This is a genomic window from Bacillus sp. DB-2 (assembly GCF_003315125.1).
Lineage (GTDB): Bacteria > Bacillota > Bacilli > Bacillales > Bacillaceae_G > Bacillus_A > Bacillus_A mycoides.
In genome coordinates, this window is record NZ_QNRN01000015.1 from 64,255 (window position 1) to 80,488 (window position 16,234).

Sequence of the window (16,234 nt, forward strand, 5' to 3'; positions counted from 1 at the left end):
GGGTTTTGTTCATCCCCCACTGATTATTAGCCTTCACCAATCGGGCGTTTACGGGCAGCCCCACTCCCACCTAGCTTCTTTGCTCCACCTGAATTTTGAGGTGGGAGTTTTACTGCCCGTTAATGCGGGATAAATAAAACACCAACTGTTTAAATAAGAAAAACCAAGCAACTAACTCGCTTGGTTTTTCTTATTTTTAATCTACAATTTTCACATGTTCAAATGGATAATATATCGCCATGAACTTTCCTAATACTTCTGTTCTATCAATGAGCCCTAAGCCGTTCCTACTATCCCTACTAACTAAACGATTATCTCCCATCACAAAAATTTTATTTTTAGGAATTGTAATCGGTCCAAAATCTTCAGTTAAATTGATAAGTAATTTTTCTGCCTGTTTTTTATTATTCTTTAAATACTCTTCATTTTTCACTTGATGATTAACATATAATTGATCATTCTTCATCTCAATTACATCTCCTGGCAATCCAATAACTCTCTTCACGTAGAAATTATCTGTCTTCACGACAATAATATCCTCTCTCTCATAACTTTCAAATCTCTTTGCAAGTTTATTAATAATTACTTTATCTCCATCTTGTAACGTCGGCCTCATCGATGCTCCTTTTACAGTCGTAGGGAAAAACAAAAAGATTTTTGCCAAAAACACTAATAAACATGCAATTGCAATTATTTCAAAGAATTCACGCAAATGTTTTTTCTTTTGCATCATTCCACCATCTCATCATCTTTTTATTTTTATTATAAGTACTCCGACTAGTTAATTTCTACAAAATTCTGAATTGTAACATTAGAATATTACAAATATAAAAATAACATTCCCTATAAATTCACTATTTTTATATACTATGTTTTCCATCTATCAAACAGGACTTTTCCTATGAAATTTATGCTTAGAAAGTATAAATTACTACACAAATTAAACAAACAAATATAATAACATAGCAATAAAAAAGATACTCTCAAAATAGTCTATCAACTATTTTTGAGAGTATCTTTTTATAATCCTACATATACAATACACATCTGCGCTGCGACATATGTAAACCAAATCCAAAGCGGTTCATACTTCAGTTTGCGCCCTCCGATATCTGTCACGCCGATAATAAAATCAGAAATCACAAACAGTAAACCACCAAGTGCTGGTATCCACCATATTCCTATATTCTCGTAATATAAGGCGAATGCAAAACATGCCATTCCTCCAACCCACAAACCGTAAATTAGAGCGCCTATTGTAAAAAGTTTGTCTTGTTTTTCATTTCGAATAAAGAAAAACCACCCTATAATTAGAAAGAGTCCGTATACGAGTAAACCGATCCAAAAACCATTCCATGAAATACCTGTTTGTAAAAATGCTTTCACATAGAAACAATGTGCAAGAGCGAAAGTAACCATTCCTCCAATTAATCGATGACCAATTGGAATTAATCCTGCCATAAATAAATCCCCTACAGTTGATAAAGTCATACCGAGTGCAACCCACGTACTGTACTCAGCCGATGGATCTTGTAACCATATCCAAATTGCACTTCCTGTTAAAGAAAAACTAAGAATAAGACGAACGGCTAAAGGTAACGGCATATTATTTCTCGTTCTCTTCGTCTGTCCTATTGCATAAATTGCTCCCATTAAAAAAAGAATAATTTGCCCGACTAACACAATGTAAAGTACATTCATAATATGTTCTCCTCAATAAATGCTTTATTCTATCTTTTTTCGTTACATATATCACATTCTCCTTTTTCTATGTAAAAAAAGAAGAACAATACTGTTCTTCCATTTTAATCGTTTTTCTGTTCTCTATGCTACTTGTTTTTCTTGCTCAACTTTCTTTTTAACCGGGTTACGATTTACTACAATAATTCCAGCTGCGACACACGCTAAACCAAATAGTACAAAGGAATGGATTGCTTCCCCTAAAATTAGACTTGATAGTAGTACACCAAAAACTGGTATAAAGAACATATACATTGAGACTTTCCCTACTTTGTTATACTTCATAATTGTATTCCATATACAGAATCCGGCTGCTGATAAGAACGATAAATATATGAGCATAAGTATTGCATGTAGATTAAATATGAATGGCATCATTCCAACTTGAAATGCACCTATACATAGCAGCCCCATTGATCCGAAAATCATCTGATATGCTGTCATATACCCAATATCTAATGTTTTACTACCTTCTTTCGCTAATATGTTTCCATACGAATACATCATGGCTGCCCCAAGAAGTAATAAGCTACCTATTCCAAAATGAAATGATAAACTTCCATCACTCGGTACATTCACTAAAATCACACCGCAAAAACCAATAGCTACTCCAATTACTTTTCGCCTATTTAGAGCATCATCTTTATATAAAAAGTGTGCGAGTAAAATTTGAAAGAATGATGATGTTCCTGAAATAATCGCTCCTTCAATTCCTGAGCTGTAACTCATTCCAATATAAAAACATATATATTGAAGAAAAGTTTGAAACAAGCCAATTTGAACTAACTGCTTTCCTGTTCCTTTTTTGAACTTCATATCTTTTCCTAACGCTTTAAAAAATAATAAGAGCATTACACCAGATAAGAAAAAGCGATAGCCAGCAAATAATATTTGTTCCCCGACTTCTTGTGGCTGAATTCCAAGTTCAGCATAGCTTAATTTAATAAAGGGAAATGCGCTTCCCCATAAAAATGTTGCTACTATTGCAGCAATAAACACACCAATCGGATGGGTGAAAAATTTCTCTGTCTTCAACTTGATGTCTTCCTTTCCGACCTTTTTATGAACAATATTCATATATACCAAAGGAAATACGAAAACACAAGTTTTCAGTTTATCCCGCTATTCGCCGGGCAGTAAAACTCCCACCTCCAAATTCGGCTGGGGCAAAGACGTTAGCTGGGAGCCCTGCTGCCCGTAAAAGCCCGATTGGCGAGGGCTAATAATCAGCGGGAGATGAACAAAACCCCCACTAATTAAAGTTTCACTTTATACTAAAACAAAAACATATCATCTAAGAAAAACATATGCTATACTATAGAATAATTACAATATAATAACTATTAAAACCAGATTCAACAGAAATGCTGCTATCCATTATGGATGGCAGCTTTCGTCGTTTTATAGGGGTTTCGATTTTGATTCTTTTTCTCAATAAGAATTCGGAAGGAGCGAGTATTAATGAACTCAGAAGTAAAAACATTACAAGCACAAAAAGATATTTCTCATCCCTCTTTATGGGATACATTAAAGAAACATTATGAACTTATATTTGCAATCGCATCTGGTATTTTTATTTTAGCTGGTTGGTTATTCACAAAAAATGATGCAATAAGTGCAGGTATTACTTTATATATCCTTGCTTATGTAGTTGGAGGATTTGCAAAAGCAAAAGAAGGTATTGAAGACACAATTGAAGAGAAAGAGCTAAATGTTGAAATGCTCATGATTTTTGCAGCTATCGGTGCCGCAGTTATTGGTTACTGGGCAGAGGGTGCTATTTTAATCTTCATCTTTGCATTAAGCGGAGCAATGGAATCTTATACATTAAGTAAAAGCCAAAAAGAAATTTCAGCGCTTCTTGATCTACAACCTGAAGAAGCATTACGTATTTCAAACGGAACTCCGGAACGTGTTCCAGTTGAACAATTACAAATTAACGATATTATTTTAATTAAGCCAGGTGAGCGTGTTCCTGCTGATGGCACAATTCATACTGGTGAAACAAATATTGATGAAGCTGCTATTACAGGAGAACCCATTCCGAATGAGAAAAAATTCGGCGATGAAGTATTTGCCGGCACTGTAAATTTACGTGGTGCTATTGAAGTTAAAATTACGAAGCCGAGCGATCAAACATTATTCCAAAAGATTATTCGTCTCGTTCAAAGTGCACAAAGCGAAAAATCCCCATCACAACTATTCATCGAAAAATTTGAAGGAACATACGTAAAAGGTGTACTACTTGTTGTTGCGCTTATGATGTTTGTTCCTCATTTCTTACTTGATTGGAGTTGGAATGAAACGTTTTACCGCGCGATGATCTTACTTGTAGTCGCTTCTCCTTGTGCGCTAGTTGCAGCCATTACACCGGCAACTTTATCAGCAATTTCAAACGGAGCGAGAAACGGTATTCTCTTTAAAGGTGGTATTCATTTAGAACGTCTAGCTTCAGTAAAGGCGATTGCCTTTGATAAAACAGGAACATTAACACAAGGAAAACCTACTGTAACAGATGTATATGTTCGAGAAGGCATAGCAGAAAGTGAAGTACTTTCTATTACAGCAGCGATTGAAAGTCACTCTACACATCCTTTAGCAGAAGCGATTGTTAAATATGCAAAACATGCTTACGACATTACGATAAAAAAACCAGAAAACGTTGAAGATGTAACTGGTTTTGGATTAAAAGGAATATTAGAAAACAAATCTTATAAAATTGGTAAAGCTGATTTTATTGGAGAAGAAACAAAGACATTTCATAATGGCATTTCTGCTTCACTTGAAAAAGAGGGGAAAACTGTCGTTTATATTAGTGATGAGGATGGTATTCTTGGACTGATCGCTTTAAAAGATACCCTTCGCCAAGAAACGATAGCGGCTATTCGTGATTTGCAAAGCATTGGTGTCGAAGCAATCATGATTACTGGTGATAATGAAGAAACAGCAAAAGCAATTGCCAATGAAAGTAATATAAAAGAATATTACGCATCATGTTTACCGGAAACAAAAGTTGAAACGATAAAGCAGTTAAAAGAAAAGTACGGCATAGTCGCCATGGTTGGAGATGGTATAAACGATGCACCTGCACTCGCTACTTCTAGTATTGGTGTTGCAATGGGTGAAGGAACAGACGTAGCATTAGAGACTGCAGACGTTGTTCTTATGAAAAACGAATTATCTCGTCTCTCTCAAGCAATCCGTTTATCAAAACGAATGAACCGTATTGTGAGGCAAAACGTTATCTTCTCTTTAGCTGTCATTGCAATGCTGATTTGTTCTAATTTCTTGCAGTTTTTAGCTCTTCCATTCGGTGTTATTGGACATGAAGGAAGTACCATTCTTGTAATCTTGAATGGCTTACGATTATTAAAAGGAAATAAGTAACGGGTCCCTGATAAAGGACCCGTTTTTTTTAATGGTAGCTATTGTGACCGTTCGCACTACTGCTCGTTTTATGCTTTGGATGCGAACTGCTCTTTTGTTTATTATTACTTTTATTATTGTGGTTCTTTTTATTATTACTCATGAAATATCCCCCCTGTTCCCTTTTATTATGGAACAAGAGCTCATTTTTCATTACGGGAATTATTGTCACCCGTTCTATAATGATGGAGTAAACCATTAATTTCACCGCCAAGTAAAATTACCCACGCAGTTAAGTAAAACCATAACATTAAAATAATGATACCACCGAGACCACCATATGTATTAGCGTAATTTGCAAATTTATCTACATAATAGGCAAATGAGTACGATACCACAATCCATCCTACAGTAGCAAATATTGCTCCCGATATGACTTCTCTTCGCTTTAATTTCCGATCAGGCGCAAATGTATATAAAAAGCTAAACAAAGCGATTAAGACAAAGAAACTTGCTACTAAACGCGTAATACTCCAAACATAAGAAAAACTATCCGATAAACCAATTGCTTTAAACACGGCTGCCCCAATCACTTGTCCAAATACTGGAACGATTAGTGCAAACACAATCATAAAAATTATCGCTAACGTGAACACGATAGATAAAGCTCTTGTTTTAATAAAAGAACGGGTTTCTGTTACATCATAAGCACGGTTAAAAGCGTTCATAACCGCATTCACCCCGTTTGAAGCAAACCATAACATCGATAGTAAACCGAATGATAATAAACCACCATTTTGTTCGTTTACAACTTTATCTACGTTTACTTCAATTAAGTTCATCGCATCTTCTGGTACGTACGGTTCTAATAAATTGAGCACACTTTCTGTTTGAAGGTCAATAAAGCCAAGAAGCGTAATTAAGAAAACAAGCCCAGGGAAAATCGCAAGCAAGAAGAAATAAGCGAGCTGTGCTGCTAAGCCCGCTACATCATCGCGCATCGTCCGGTCATATAAATCTTTCCCAAACGAAAAAGTGCGATTTCTTTTTGCTTTTTCTAGAAATTTCCTCATATTTTTTAGACGCTTTTCTTCTCTTCTTTATTTTGCTTTAGCTCAATGTATGCTTCAGTTTTTTTTTCCTCTGCATTTGAGTCTTTCATAAATAATTCACGCGCTTCTTTCATACCACCATCTTCAGCTACCACTGGCTCTTCTTCTGCTTTAAGCTCATCTACCTTTGGAGATACAGCTTGAATTTCAATCGTTTCCGGCTTTTCTACTGGCACGATTTTTTTCTTACTAAAAATTTCTTTCGTTTCTTTTAACGTTTCTACAACAGACGGCGTCAATTTTTTAATTTCTGCTACTTTCGCTTTCACTACATTGAAATCAGCAAGTTCGCGTCCTTTATCTGTAACAGTTTGCACTTTTTCTTTTATCTTCGCATTTTCACCAATTTCAATCATCTTTGTTTTTGCTTTTTCAGCAGTGTTTTTTACTTTTTCACGGTTTTCTTTCTTCAACATAGATACAGCTACACCTGCAGCTACACCAAGCGCAATGTTTCGAGCAATATTATTTTTCTTTGCCATATTCCTTCACCCTTTCATTTCTTATATTAGAAAGTATTACTTTCTAAGCTTCCTCATATTCCTTGTTCATTTCGAATGAAAGCTACTAGCTTTGCACACCCTTCTGTTACAAGGTCATACACTTCTTGGAAGTTCCCTGTAAAGTAAGGGTCAGGAACGTCTGTCCAGCCACCGTCTGGAACAAAATCGGACAGTCTACCAATATAGCCTCCAGTTTTACCAAAACTTTTTAAATCCGCTATATTCTTGTTGTCCATGGCAATAATATAATCAAACTTTGTTAAGTCTTCTTTTTCTACTTGCCGTGCTTTAATTCCTTCAAAAGAGACTTCATTTTCTTTTAAAATTTTTTTTGTTCCTTTATGTGGTGGATGACCAATATGCCAATCTCCAGTTCCTGCAGAATCAATGACAATTTTCTCTTCGAGTCCCTCTTTTACGACAAAATCTCGAAAAATTGCTTCTGCCATTGGAGAACGACAAATATTACCAAGACAAACAAACAATACTCGGACCATATTTTTGTCTCTTCCCTTCTTGGTGCATTTCTTAATATATATCTATAGTATAAACAACCAATTATTAATTATAAAGGAAATCCCTACTAATTTAATAGGATTGAAAAGTTTCATTAACGAAAATGATAAAAAAATGTTAAGATAGCCTTATGTTATTTTAAAGGGGGACACTTCGGTGGATTTATCCGTAAAATCAGAAGTAAACGTTGAATATATGGTAGAAGCTATTAAAGAAAAATTACGCATGGTTAATGCTGGAGCAATGAGAGCTGCTAGTTTTAACGAAGAAATGTACGAGGACTTACGTGACATTTATGAGCACGTTATGAAACGTGAAACATTCAGTATTAGTGAAATGCAAGCTATTACTGAGGAATTAGGTACATTAATTAAAAAATGACAAAGAGCCTCACGTATTCGAGGCTCTTTTAATTTCAACAAATTCATGACAACTCTTCTCTTTTCCTCCTCACATTCTAAATTACTGTACAATGAAAGTAGAACCTCACCTTAGATTTTTTCTCCATACATACTACTCTAAAAAAATTGCCACACTACCATTGCTAACTGTTTTTACTGGAGGTGCTTACTTATGAGCAATTGGTACAGTAAGACGAAAAATCAAACATTAATCGACCTAGAAACAAATGAACAACACGGTTTAACAGATAAAATCGTAAATGAACGTTTAAAGCAATATGGTTCTAATGAATTAGCTACCAAGCAAAAACGTACTTTATGGCAGCGCGTTTTCGCCCAAATTAATGACGTCCTCGTATATGTCCTTATTATCGCTTCCCTTATTTCCGCCTTTGTAGGTGAATGGGCCGATGCAAGTATTATCGCGCTCGTTGTAGTTTTAAATGCTGTTATTGGTGTAATCCAAGAATCGAAAGCGGAACAGGCTTTAGAAGCATTGAAAAAGATGGCAACACCTAAAGCTATCGTAAAGCGAGATGGTGAACTAAAAGAGATTCCATCTGAGCACGTCGTTCCAGGTGATATCGTTATGCTTGATGCCGGACGATATATACCATGTGATTTACGGCTTATCGAAACTGCTAATTTAAAGGTTGAAGAATCTGCTCTAACTGGTGAATCTGTCCCCGTTGATAAAGATGCAGTCTACCATCCTTCCATGCAAAGTGATGAACAAGTACCGTTAGGCGATCAAAAAAACATGGCTTTTATGTCGACGCTAGTAACATACGGACGTGGCGTCGGCGTTGCTGTTGAAACTGGGATGCACTCACAAATTGGTAAGATTGCTACCCTTTTACATGAAGCAGACGATGATATGACACCACTTCAAAAAAGCTTAGCACAAGTAGGAAAATATTTAGGATTTGTCGCTGTAGCTATTTGCACTACTATGTTTCTCATCGGTTTTTTACAGGGCCGGGATACGTTAGAAATGTTTATGACCGCAATTAGTTTAGCTGTTGCAGCCATTCCAGAAGGCTTACCAGCTATCGTTTCCATCGTTCTTGCAATTGGTGTTCAGCGTATGATTAAACAAAACGTTATCATTCGTAAACTACCAGCTGTTGAAGCTCTCGGTTCTGTCACAATTATTTGTTCAGATAAAACAGGTACATTAACTCAAAATAAAATGACCGTTACTCACTTTTATAGTGATCGCACATACGACCAGCTAGAAAATTTGAATGTAAATAATGATGCACACCGTCTATTATTAGAAAATATGGTTTTATGCAACGATGCCTCTTACGGTGCCGACTCACAAACAGGGGATCCTACAGAAATTGCCCTTCTTGTTGCCGGAAGCTCTTTTAACATTCAAAAAGATCAGTTAGAAAATGCACATGAACGCGTTAACGAGCTCCCTTTCGATTCAGATCGTAAAATGATGTCAACCGTGCATACATACGATGAAAGCTACTATAGCATGACGAAAGGTGCTATTGATAAACTCTTACCTCACTGCACCCATATCTTTATAAATAACAAAATCGAGGTCCTAACAGATTCTGATAAAAATCAAATATTAGACGCTGCCGGGTCAATGTCTCAAGAAGCTTTAAGAGTACTTTCATTCGCATTTAAACAATACAATTCAAGCGATGTGGATATAAATCATCTCGAAGAAGATCTCATCTTTATCGGTCTTGTCGGTATGATTGATCCACCACGTACAGAAGTAAAAGATTCCATTACAGAGTGTAAAAAAGCTGGTATTCGTACAGTTATGATTACTGGCGATCATAAGGATACCGCCTTTGCAATTGCCAAAGAACTTGGTATCGCTGAAGAAAAATCTGAAATTATGCTTGGAACTGAATTAGATACCATTCCAGATACAGAACTAGCAAGTAAAATTAATCACTTAAATGTATTCGCTAGGGTCTCTCCAGAACATAAAGTGAAGATTATAAAAGCATTACGTGCTAAAGGAAATATCGTTTCCATGACTGGTGACGGTGTAAATGATGCTCCATCTTTAAAACAAGCAGACGTTGGAGTAGCAATGGGAATTACAGGAACAGATGTCGCAAAAGGCGCAGCAGATGTAGTTTTAACAGACGATAACTTCTCATCTATTGTGAAAGCTGTTGAAGAAGGAAGAAATATTTATCGTAATATTAAAAAGTCTATTCTCTTCCTACTCTCTTGTAACTTCGGCGAAATTATAGCTCTCTTTTTAGCTATTTTACTCGGCTGGGCAACACCACTACGCCCTATTCACATTTTGTGGGTAAATTTAATTACAGATACACTGCCTGCATTATCACTCGGTGTTGATCCTGAAGATCCAGATGTGATGAAGGAAAAACCACGACATGCGAAAGAAAGCTTATTTAGCGGCAGCGTTCCTTTTCTTATTTTCAATGGGGTTGTAATTGGACTTCTTACTTTAACAGCCTTTATCGTTGGGGCAAAGCTCTATACAGGAGATACAAATTTATTTCCTCTCTTCCCAGATCAAATTGATGAAGACGCTCTATTACACGCTCAAACGATGGCATTTGTCGTTCTTAGTTTTTCTCAACTCGTTCATTCATTTAACTTACGTTCAAGAACGAAATCAATTTTTTCAATTGGGATATTTACAAATAAATATTTAGTTTTCTCCCTTCTTATCGGTGTTCTTATGCAAGTTTGTATCATTTCCATCCCACCTCTTGCCAATATATTCGGTGTGCATGCATTAACAATGCGAGATTGGGGATTTGTTCTCTTGTTAAGTATCATTCCGCTTGTTGTGAATGAAATCATTAAATTATTTAAGAGAAAATAAAAGGCAATGAGGAATATTCCTCATTGCCCTTTTGTTTATCCTGCTATTTGCCGTGCAGTAAGACTCCCACCTCAAAATTCGGCTAGAGCAAAGAAGTTAGGCGGGAGATGAACATCCCCCACTGATTAAAGTTTCACTTTATCCTTGTAATTCTTTTTTGATATTCTCTGTTAATGTAGCCATACGCTTACGACTTTCTTCACGCTCACGTTTATTTTGCTCTTCAATTTGTTGTGTTTCTTGCATACCTCTTGAAATAATGTTCCAAGTTTCCTCAAGTGTTTCCATCTTAATACTAGAAGAACCTGATAATCTCGCTACTTCCACACTTTGAGTTGCGATATTTTGTGCATTTTTCTTAAGTAATTCATTTGTACGGCGATCAAGTTCCGCCATAGAGTCCGCAACAAGCTTTTGACGTTTCGCATTTACCGCTTGAATGATACCATTTTTAAAGATAGGAATCGTTGTAATAAATGCTGTATTGATTTTACCGATTAATTTATTGTTACCGCGTTGAATCATACGAATTTGTGGTGCTGTTAATAGAGCAACCATACGTGCTTTTTCTAAATCATCAATACGCTGTTCTAAAATTTCAACAGAGTTTTTAAGCGATTCTAATTCAATACCCGCTAACTGATCATTATTACGTATGCGCTCTTCGTACATCGGAACTAACTCTGTATTTAAACGCTCTAATAACATTTCCCCTGCTACTACGTATTTTTCTAAGTCTAAATAATACTTTAAGTTTTGCTCATATAAACCATCTAACGTACCAATTGATTTTTTCATTTCATCTTGATACTTCGTAATTTCTACGTATACTTTATCCATTTCGCGACCCATCGTCTGATACTTACTAAAGATTTGTTCAATCATTTTATCTGCTTTTTTGAACATACGTGAGAAGAAACCACTTTTCTCTTCCGCAAAGTCTTTACTATCAAATCTGTCCATAATTTTACCGAGCTGCTTTAATAATTCACCAGAGTCTTCTACTTTCGATAAAGACATTGTATGTAAAATTTGATCAGCGAAACGTGAAATTTCCATAGAAGGTTCTTTTCCGAGTTCAATTAATTCTAATTGATCTTTAATGTCTACTGCATTATAAATACGTTGCACTTCTGCATCTTGTCTAAGTTGCAAGCGAACATCTTGTGCGGTTTGCTCATTCAATTCTGTTTTCGAATCTAGTACGACTGGGTTATTCATATGGTATTCTCCCTTTCCTTATAAAAATGGACGAAATAGTCCTTTTATTGTTTGTGATAAATTTTTATAGGCTGATGAACCATGAAATTCAAGATCGAAATTAACTTCTTCAAGCCAATGTGAATCAAATGCTCCTGATTGAATATACGGTTCAATATCGTTTCTCCCCGTTGGATTAAAGTGGAATACATCTACTCCAATTTGATTTAAAAATAGTAATAACACAGCATCAGAACGACTTAATTCTCCGCTCTTCTCATTATTAAATATAACAATTTTCGGTACTTCTTGCGAATAATCAAATTTCTCAAGCTGCTCTAAAATGTTCGGTGGTATTTGAGAGAGTTGTGCGAAAACATACAGCGCTACATCTTGTTTCGTCTCTTTCGCAATTGGTTTACACATTTCACTTTCACACGTATGGATCATTGCTTCTGCAATACCATGTTGTAATCCTTCTGGTAAACGCTTATGCGGCCACCAATGGCTGTTCATAATTAAATCCGGATGTAACTTTCCCCCGCGGTCCAATGCATCTCGATAATGATATTGGAAATTCGCTTTTTGTTCTTTCGTAAACGGGAATGTATTAATTAATAAACTGTTATCAAATGATGTAATAGCCTTTAATCGCTGAAAATATTCTTTATCATTCTTTGAAACGCCTGATATTTTTGCAAATAAAGAAGGAATATAAATATGCTTATTTTCAACAAAGAATGTTGGACGTACAAATGCCTTTTCTTTCGTAATTAAAAAGAGTTCATCGTACGTCGTTTTGAGCGTACGGGCTACAGGTGTATACGAACGGAATTGCCACGGTTTGTATAATAATGAATTATCATGGTGAAGTACTTGCTCGATTTCTTTTGAAGCTTGATAAGCTACTGTTGCGACGCGTTCACGACGCCGATCAGGAAATGGTTCCAATGAAATACGTCCTGAATGAGATACGACAAAGGTCTTTCCTTCCTCATCTACACTCTCAAATCCATCTTTTCCTTCTGGGTGATAATAAAGCACATCACAGCCGAGCATAATAAGAAAGTATAAGAAATATATACGACTCTCCGTCGCATCACCGTACCAAACGATACGTGGCATTTGCTTCTTATAATTAATTGTAGAAAACCACTTTGCTACGTAATTTTCACTTAATTTAATCATATCGATTAAGAAACGCCGGAATCCTTCTGTTTTTAAAGATTGATTATGTTGTTTCTCATACAATTTCAATGCAGAAATAAACGTCGTATGTATATAATGCTGTAAATCAGGATTGTCTACTTGTGGTAATAGTTGTTTTCCAGACAAATGTGCTACAAGCCTATTGACGGTAAGTCCATTCGGCGCTTCTTGATGTAATGCAAAAACTTCTTGAATATGGCGCAGTTTTTCGGGATCAATCACCTTATTTAAATTTTGTTCATGCAAAACCTCGATCCCTTTTGCTTCACTATAATCAAATAGCCCGTTGAAATATTCATCTACATCATTAGGTACACCAAGAATGCGACTTGCTATGTAACTAAATTTCATCTCATTCTCTGTCAGTTCATATTGTGGACGTTTTTCTAAAAGCGCTTCAAATTGCTTTAAATCTGATTCTTCTTTTAATGCACATGGTTGAAGTGTAAAACGTGAAAACACAACAGTTCACCTCCAAAAACATTTACGTTTTTTCTAAAGTTTCTCTTCTATTATAAACTATTTTTAGTTATAAAAAATGGGCGCTCGCATAACGAGCAAACCCATTTCAATTATTTATGTTCACTTTTAGTAGCTGCAACTTCTTCTTTAGCTTGTCCAGAATTCTTCATGTAGTGAAGTATAAACGTTGCTCCAAACGCTATAACTAAAATAATAAAGAACAGCGTATGACTTACTTCAATATGAATGACAGACAGTAGCATTTTTGCTGCAATAATTAAAATTAAAATATATGCTGTCGTTTCAAGTTCTGGAATACGCTCTAACAATTTTAAGAATACGCCAGCGATACCACGCATCATTAAAATACCGAGCATTCCACCTAATAGTAAAATCCAAACTTCATTCGATACACCAAATGCAGCAAGTACACTATCTACAGAGAATGCGATATCCATTAATTCAACCATCGCAACCGTCCCCCAGAAAACACCGAACATTCTGAAGAGAATACTGTTTTGGTTCATACCATGGGCTTCCGCTTCTTCTGAATTGCCTTTTCTTTTATCAATGAAATATTTAATTGATAGCCAAGCTAAGTAAAGCGCACCTAACACTTTTACCCAGGCCAATTTAATTAAGAACATTCCGATTCCAATTGCAATAAAACGGAATACATAAGCTCCAATCAGTCCATAGAATAATGCTTTTTTTCGTTTTTCTTCTGGAAGATGTTTTACCATTACTGCTAATACGAGTGCATTATCGGCAGATAATAAGCCTTCAAGTACAACAAGTGTACCTATTAACCCCCAAGATACTGGATCTTGTAACACTTTAATCCACATGTCCAAGTCGAAAAACTGAGCATACGTATCAAGGATTCCTTGCAAAATACTCATCTTACCTTTATCCCCTATTCTTTGCTAGATTTATAGAAAGGTCAAAAAAAGGAAACGAATGTCGTTTCCCTTCTTATGCATCCAAGCCATACGCTTTTACAAGCGCACCTAATCCACCTTGGAATCCGCTTCCTACTGCACTAAACTTCCACTGTCCATTATGACGATATAATTCACAAAAGACAACTGCTGTTTCAATGGAGAAATCTTCCCCTAAATCAAAACGAAGAACTTCTTCATTTGTTTCTTCATTTGCTAAACGAACGAATGCATTTGCAACCTGTCCAAAGTTTTGATTACGACCTTCACCATCATAAATTGTAACTGTAATAGCAATTTTATGAACATCTGCTGGAACCTTTTTCAAATCGACAACAAGTTGCTCATCATCACCGTCACCTGCACCTGTACGGTTATCTCCTGTATGTAAAACTGATTCACAAGGAGACTGTAAATTATTATAGAAAATAAAATCAGTTTCCTTCGTACATTTCCCGTTCGCATCTAATAAAAAGGCAGATGCATCTAAATCGAAATCAGATCCACCATCATAAGATTTAATATCCCATCCAAGACCAATTACTGCTCTTGATAAACCTGGGCTTGTTTTAGCTAAATCTATTTTCTGTCCTTTTTGCAATTGAATAACCATATATATTCACCTCTATATTTTAATTTTCAAAAATATATCCATCAGTAAATACGCGTTTCACTGATGGATATATAAATCTATTACTCTACATCTAAACCAAAGTTATTACATAGAGAACCTAATCCACCTTGGAATCCACTTCCGATTGCATTGAATTTCCATTCACCTGCGTGACGGTATAATTCGCTTACTACTACAGCTGTTTCAATAGAGAAATCTTCTCCTAAATCGTAACGAATTAATTCTGCATTCTTTTCTTCATCCATAATACGTACGAAAGAATTAGAAACTTGTCCGAAGTTTTGGCTGCGGCCTTCTCCATCATAAATTGTAATTGTGAAACAAATACGCTCAATGTTAGCAGGAACATTTTTTAAGTCTATTTTAATTGTTTCATCGTCGCCTTCACCTTCGCCTGTACGGTTATCTCCTAAATGCTCTACAGCACCATTCGCACCTTTTGGATTATTATAAAAGACGAAATCCTCTGCTCCTGAAACTTTACCGTTAGCACCTACTAAGAAGATACTAACATCTAAATCGAAATCGTTTTGTCCATCATAACGATTCGTATCCCAACCAAGTCCTACAAGAACTTTCGAAAGACCTGGATTTGTTTTTGTTAAGTCTACCTTTTGTCCTTTTTTCAATGAAATAGATGCCATATTATACTATTCCTCCTTGGTTTATTTTATTGGTAACGTGATACAATCTCACTTAAGTTTTTATCTTGTGTTCCTTCTCCCACTGCTGAAAACTTCCATTCGTTTCCATGTCGGTACATTTCACCTGCAATTAAAGTCATTTTGCCAGCATAATTATCTGACAAGTTATAACGCGCTAATTCTTCACCTGTTTGTGGGTTTTGAATACGAATATATGCATTGCGAATCATCCCAAAATCTTGACGACGATTTACACAGTCATAAATATTTACAACGAATACTAGACGATTAATACGGCTCGGAACTTTATGTAATTCTACGAAAATTGTTTCGTCGTCACCAGCGCCTTCACCTGTTAAATTATCTCCTGAATGAATGATACTACCACAAGTAGAAAGTTTGTTGCCGAAGTAAACTAAATCATTTTTGTTTAAAAAACGATCCCCTTCTAACATAACAACTGATGCATCACAATCTACATTTGGTTTACTTCCAAATAATGAAGACAGAAATCCACCTGATTGCCCAATTGGATCCCAGCCTAAGCCAACCTGCATTTTCGCTACTCTAGGTTGTCCTTTCGTTAAATCAATCTTTTGTCCTTTTTCTAAAATAATAGGCATGAAGTTTCTTCCTTTCTACAAAGCATTTTCCAACTCGGAAAACA

15 protein-coding genes are annotated in these 16,234 nt (G+C 35.8%); 3 read left to right on the plus strand and 12 right to left on the minus strand.

Annotation, left to right across the window (positions count from 1 at the left end; translation table 11 throughout):
- Positions 1-196: 196 nt before the first annotated feature.
- From lepB to DET63_RS23215, 3 genes are all read right to left on the minus strand, one after another.
- Positions 197-733 carry a signal peptidase I gene (lepB, locus tag DET63_RS23205; protein ID WP_113937974.1) on the minus strand — a complete coding sequence of 179 codons (537 nt, stop codon included), beginning with the start codon at positions 731-733 and terminating at the stop codon, positions 197-199.
- 287 nt (positions 734-1,020) lie between these two features.
- A complete protein-coding gene (locus DET63_RS23210) occupies positions 1,021-1,701 on the minus strand; it encodes a lysoplasmalogenase (RefSeq protein ID WP_002063659.1) in 681 nt (226 codons plus the stop codon).
- 123 nt (positions 1,702-1,824) lie between these two features.
- Positions 1,825-2,775: a DMT family transporter gene (locus tag DET63_RS23215; protein ID WP_061676181.1), complete on the minus strand. Its 951-nt coding sequence runs from the start codon at positions 2,773-2,775 to the stop codon at positions 1,825-1,827.
- 426 nt (positions 2,776-3,201) lie between these two features.
- On the opposite strand from DET63_RS23215, the gene DET63_RS23220 reads away from it, so the two are divergent.
- Complete coding sequence (locus tag DET63_RS23220; protein WP_113937975.1) at positions 3,202-5,127, plus strand: heavy metal translocating P-type ATPase; 1,926 nt, start codon at positions 3,202-3,204, stop codon at positions 5,125-5,127.
- 182 nt (positions 5,128-5,309) lie between these two features.
- Here the strand turns inward: DET63_RS23220 and DET63_RS23225 are convergent, their stop codons facing one another.
- From DET63_RS23225 to DET63_RS23235, 3 genes are read right to left on the minus strand one after another with little or no spacing between them, the layout of a single operon-like run.
- Positions 5,310-6,179 (minus strand): YihY/virulence factor BrkB family protein, encoded by an 870-nt coding sequence (locus tag DET63_RS23225; RefSeq protein WP_002063656.1) that lies wholly within the window; start codon positions 6,177-6,179, stop codon positions 5,310-5,312.
- Between the two features lie 5 nt (positions 6,180-6,184).
- Positions 6,185-6,700, minus strand: a complete 516-nt coding sequence (locus tag DET63_RS23230) for a DUF4075 domain-containing protein (protein WP_002139514.1) — start codon at positions 6,698-6,700, stop codon at positions 6,185-6,187.
- 53 nt (positions 6,701-6,753) lie between these two features.
- Positions 6,754-7,218, minus strand: a complete 465-nt coding sequence (locus DET63_RS23235) for a low molecular weight protein-tyrosine-phosphatase (RefSeq protein WP_002139513.1) — start codon at positions 7,216-7,218, stop codon at positions 6,754-6,756.
- Between the two features lie 175 nt (positions 7,219-7,393).
- Between DET63_RS23235 and DET63_RS23240 the strand changes: the two genes are divergently transcribed.
- Both DET63_RS23240 and DET63_RS23245 read left to right on the plus strand, forming a co-directional pair.
- Positions 7,394-7,618 carry a DUF1128 domain-containing protein gene (locus DET63_RS23240; RefSeq protein ID WP_113937976.1) on the plus strand — a complete coding sequence of 75 codons (225 nt, stop codon included), beginning with the start codon at positions 7,394-7,396 and terminating at the stop codon, positions 7,616-7,618.
- A 192-nt stretch (positions 7,619-7,810) separates the two neighbouring features.
- Positions 7,811-10,477: a cation-translocating P-type ATPase gene (locus DET63_RS23245; protein WP_113937977.1), complete on the plus strand. Its 2,667-nt coding sequence runs from the start codon at positions 7,811-7,813 to the stop codon at positions 10,475-10,477.
- A gap of 138 nt (positions 10,478-10,615) precedes the next feature.
- On the opposite strand, the gene DET63_RS23250 is transcribed toward DET63_RS23245, so the two are convergent.
- From DET63_RS23250 to DET63_RS23275, 6 genes are all read right to left on the minus strand, one after another.
- Positions 10,616-11,698 carry a toxic anion resistance protein gene (locus DET63_RS23250; RefSeq protein WP_002029585.1) on the minus strand — a complete coding sequence of 361 codons (1,083 nt, stop codon included), beginning with the start codon at positions 11,696-11,698 and terminating at the stop codon, positions 10,616-10,618.
- 18 nt (positions 11,699-11,716) lie between these two features.
- Complete coding sequence (locus tag DET63_RS23255; RefSeq protein WP_113937978.1) at positions 11,717-13,348, minus strand: YceG family protein; 1,632 nt, start codon at positions 13,346-13,348, stop codon at positions 11,717-11,719.
- 110 nt (positions 13,349-13,458) lie between these two features.
- Complete coding sequence (locus DET63_RS23260; protein WP_113937979.1) at positions 13,459-14,250, minus strand: TerC family protein; 792 nt, start codon at positions 14,248-14,250, stop codon at positions 13,459-13,461.
- A gap of 73 nt (positions 14,251-14,323) precedes the next feature.
- On the minus strand, positions 14,324-14,902 hold the full coding sequence (locus DET63_RS23265) for a TerD family protein (RefSeq protein WP_002091197.1): 579 nt from the start codon (positions 14,900-14,902) through the stop codon (positions 14,324-14,326).
- Positions 14,903-14,982: 80 nt separating this feature from the next.
- Positions 14,983-15,567, minus strand: a complete 585-nt coding sequence (locus DET63_RS23270) for a TerD family protein (protein WP_002010225.1) — start codon at positions 15,565-15,567, stop codon at positions 14,983-14,985.
- Positions 15,568-15,593: 26 nt separating this feature from the next.
- Positions 15,594-16,190, minus strand: a complete 597-nt coding sequence (locus DET63_RS23275) for a TerD family protein (protein ID WP_113937980.1) — start codon at positions 16,188-16,190, stop codon at positions 15,594-15,596.
- Positions 16,191-16,234: the final 44 nt, after the last annotated feature.

Bases quoted from the DNA above. Each gene is read 5' to 3' on its own strand.
- DET63_RS23265 (WP_002091197.1), bottom strand. From the start codon at position 14,902: ATGGTTATTCAATTGCAAAAAGGACAGAAAATAGATTTAGCTAAAACA.
- lepB (WP_113937974.1), bottom strand. From the start codon at position 733: ATGATGCAAAAGAAAAAACATTTGCGTGAATTCTTTGAAATAATTGCA.
- DET63_RS23225 (WP_002063656.1), bottom strand. From the start codon at position 6,179: ATGAGGAAATTTCTAGAAAAAGCAAAAAGAAATCGCACTTTTTCGTTT.
- DET63_RS23250 (WP_002029585.1), bottom strand. From the start codon at position 11,698: ATGAATAACCCAGTCGTACTAGATTCGAAAACAGAATTGAATGAGCAA.
- DET63_RS23245 (WP_113937977.1), top strand. From the start codon at position 7,811: ATGAGCAATTGGTACAGTAAGACGAAAAATCAAACATTAATCGACCTA.
- DET63_RS23210 (WP_002063659.1), bottom strand. From the start codon at position 1,701: ATGAATGTACTTTACATTGTGTTAGTCGGGCAAATTATTCTTTTTTTA.
- DET63_RS23275 (WP_113937980.1), bottom strand. From the start codon at position 16,190: ATGCCTATTATTTTAGAAAAAGGACAAAAGATTGATTTAACGAAAGGA.
- DET63_RS23235 (WP_002139513.1), bottom strand. From the start codon at position 7,218: ATGGTCCGAGTATTGTTTGTTTGTCTTGGTAATATTTGTCGTTCTCCA.
- DET63_RS23220 (WP_113937975.1), top strand. From the start codon at position 3,202: ATGAACTCAGAAGTAAAAACATTACAAGCACAAAAAGATATTTCTCAT.
- DET63_RS23230 (WP_002139514.1), bottom strand. From the start codon at position 6,700: ATGGCAAAGAAAAATAATATTGCTCGAAACATTGCGCTTGGTGTAGCT.
- DET63_RS23260 (WP_113937979.1), bottom strand. From the start codon at position 14,250: ATGAGTATTTTGCAAGGAATCCTTGATACGTATGCTCAGTTTTTCGAC.
- DET63_RS23270 (WP_002010225.1), bottom strand. From the start codon at position 15,567: ATGGCATCTATTTCATTGAAAAAAGGACAAAAGGTAGACTTAACAAAA.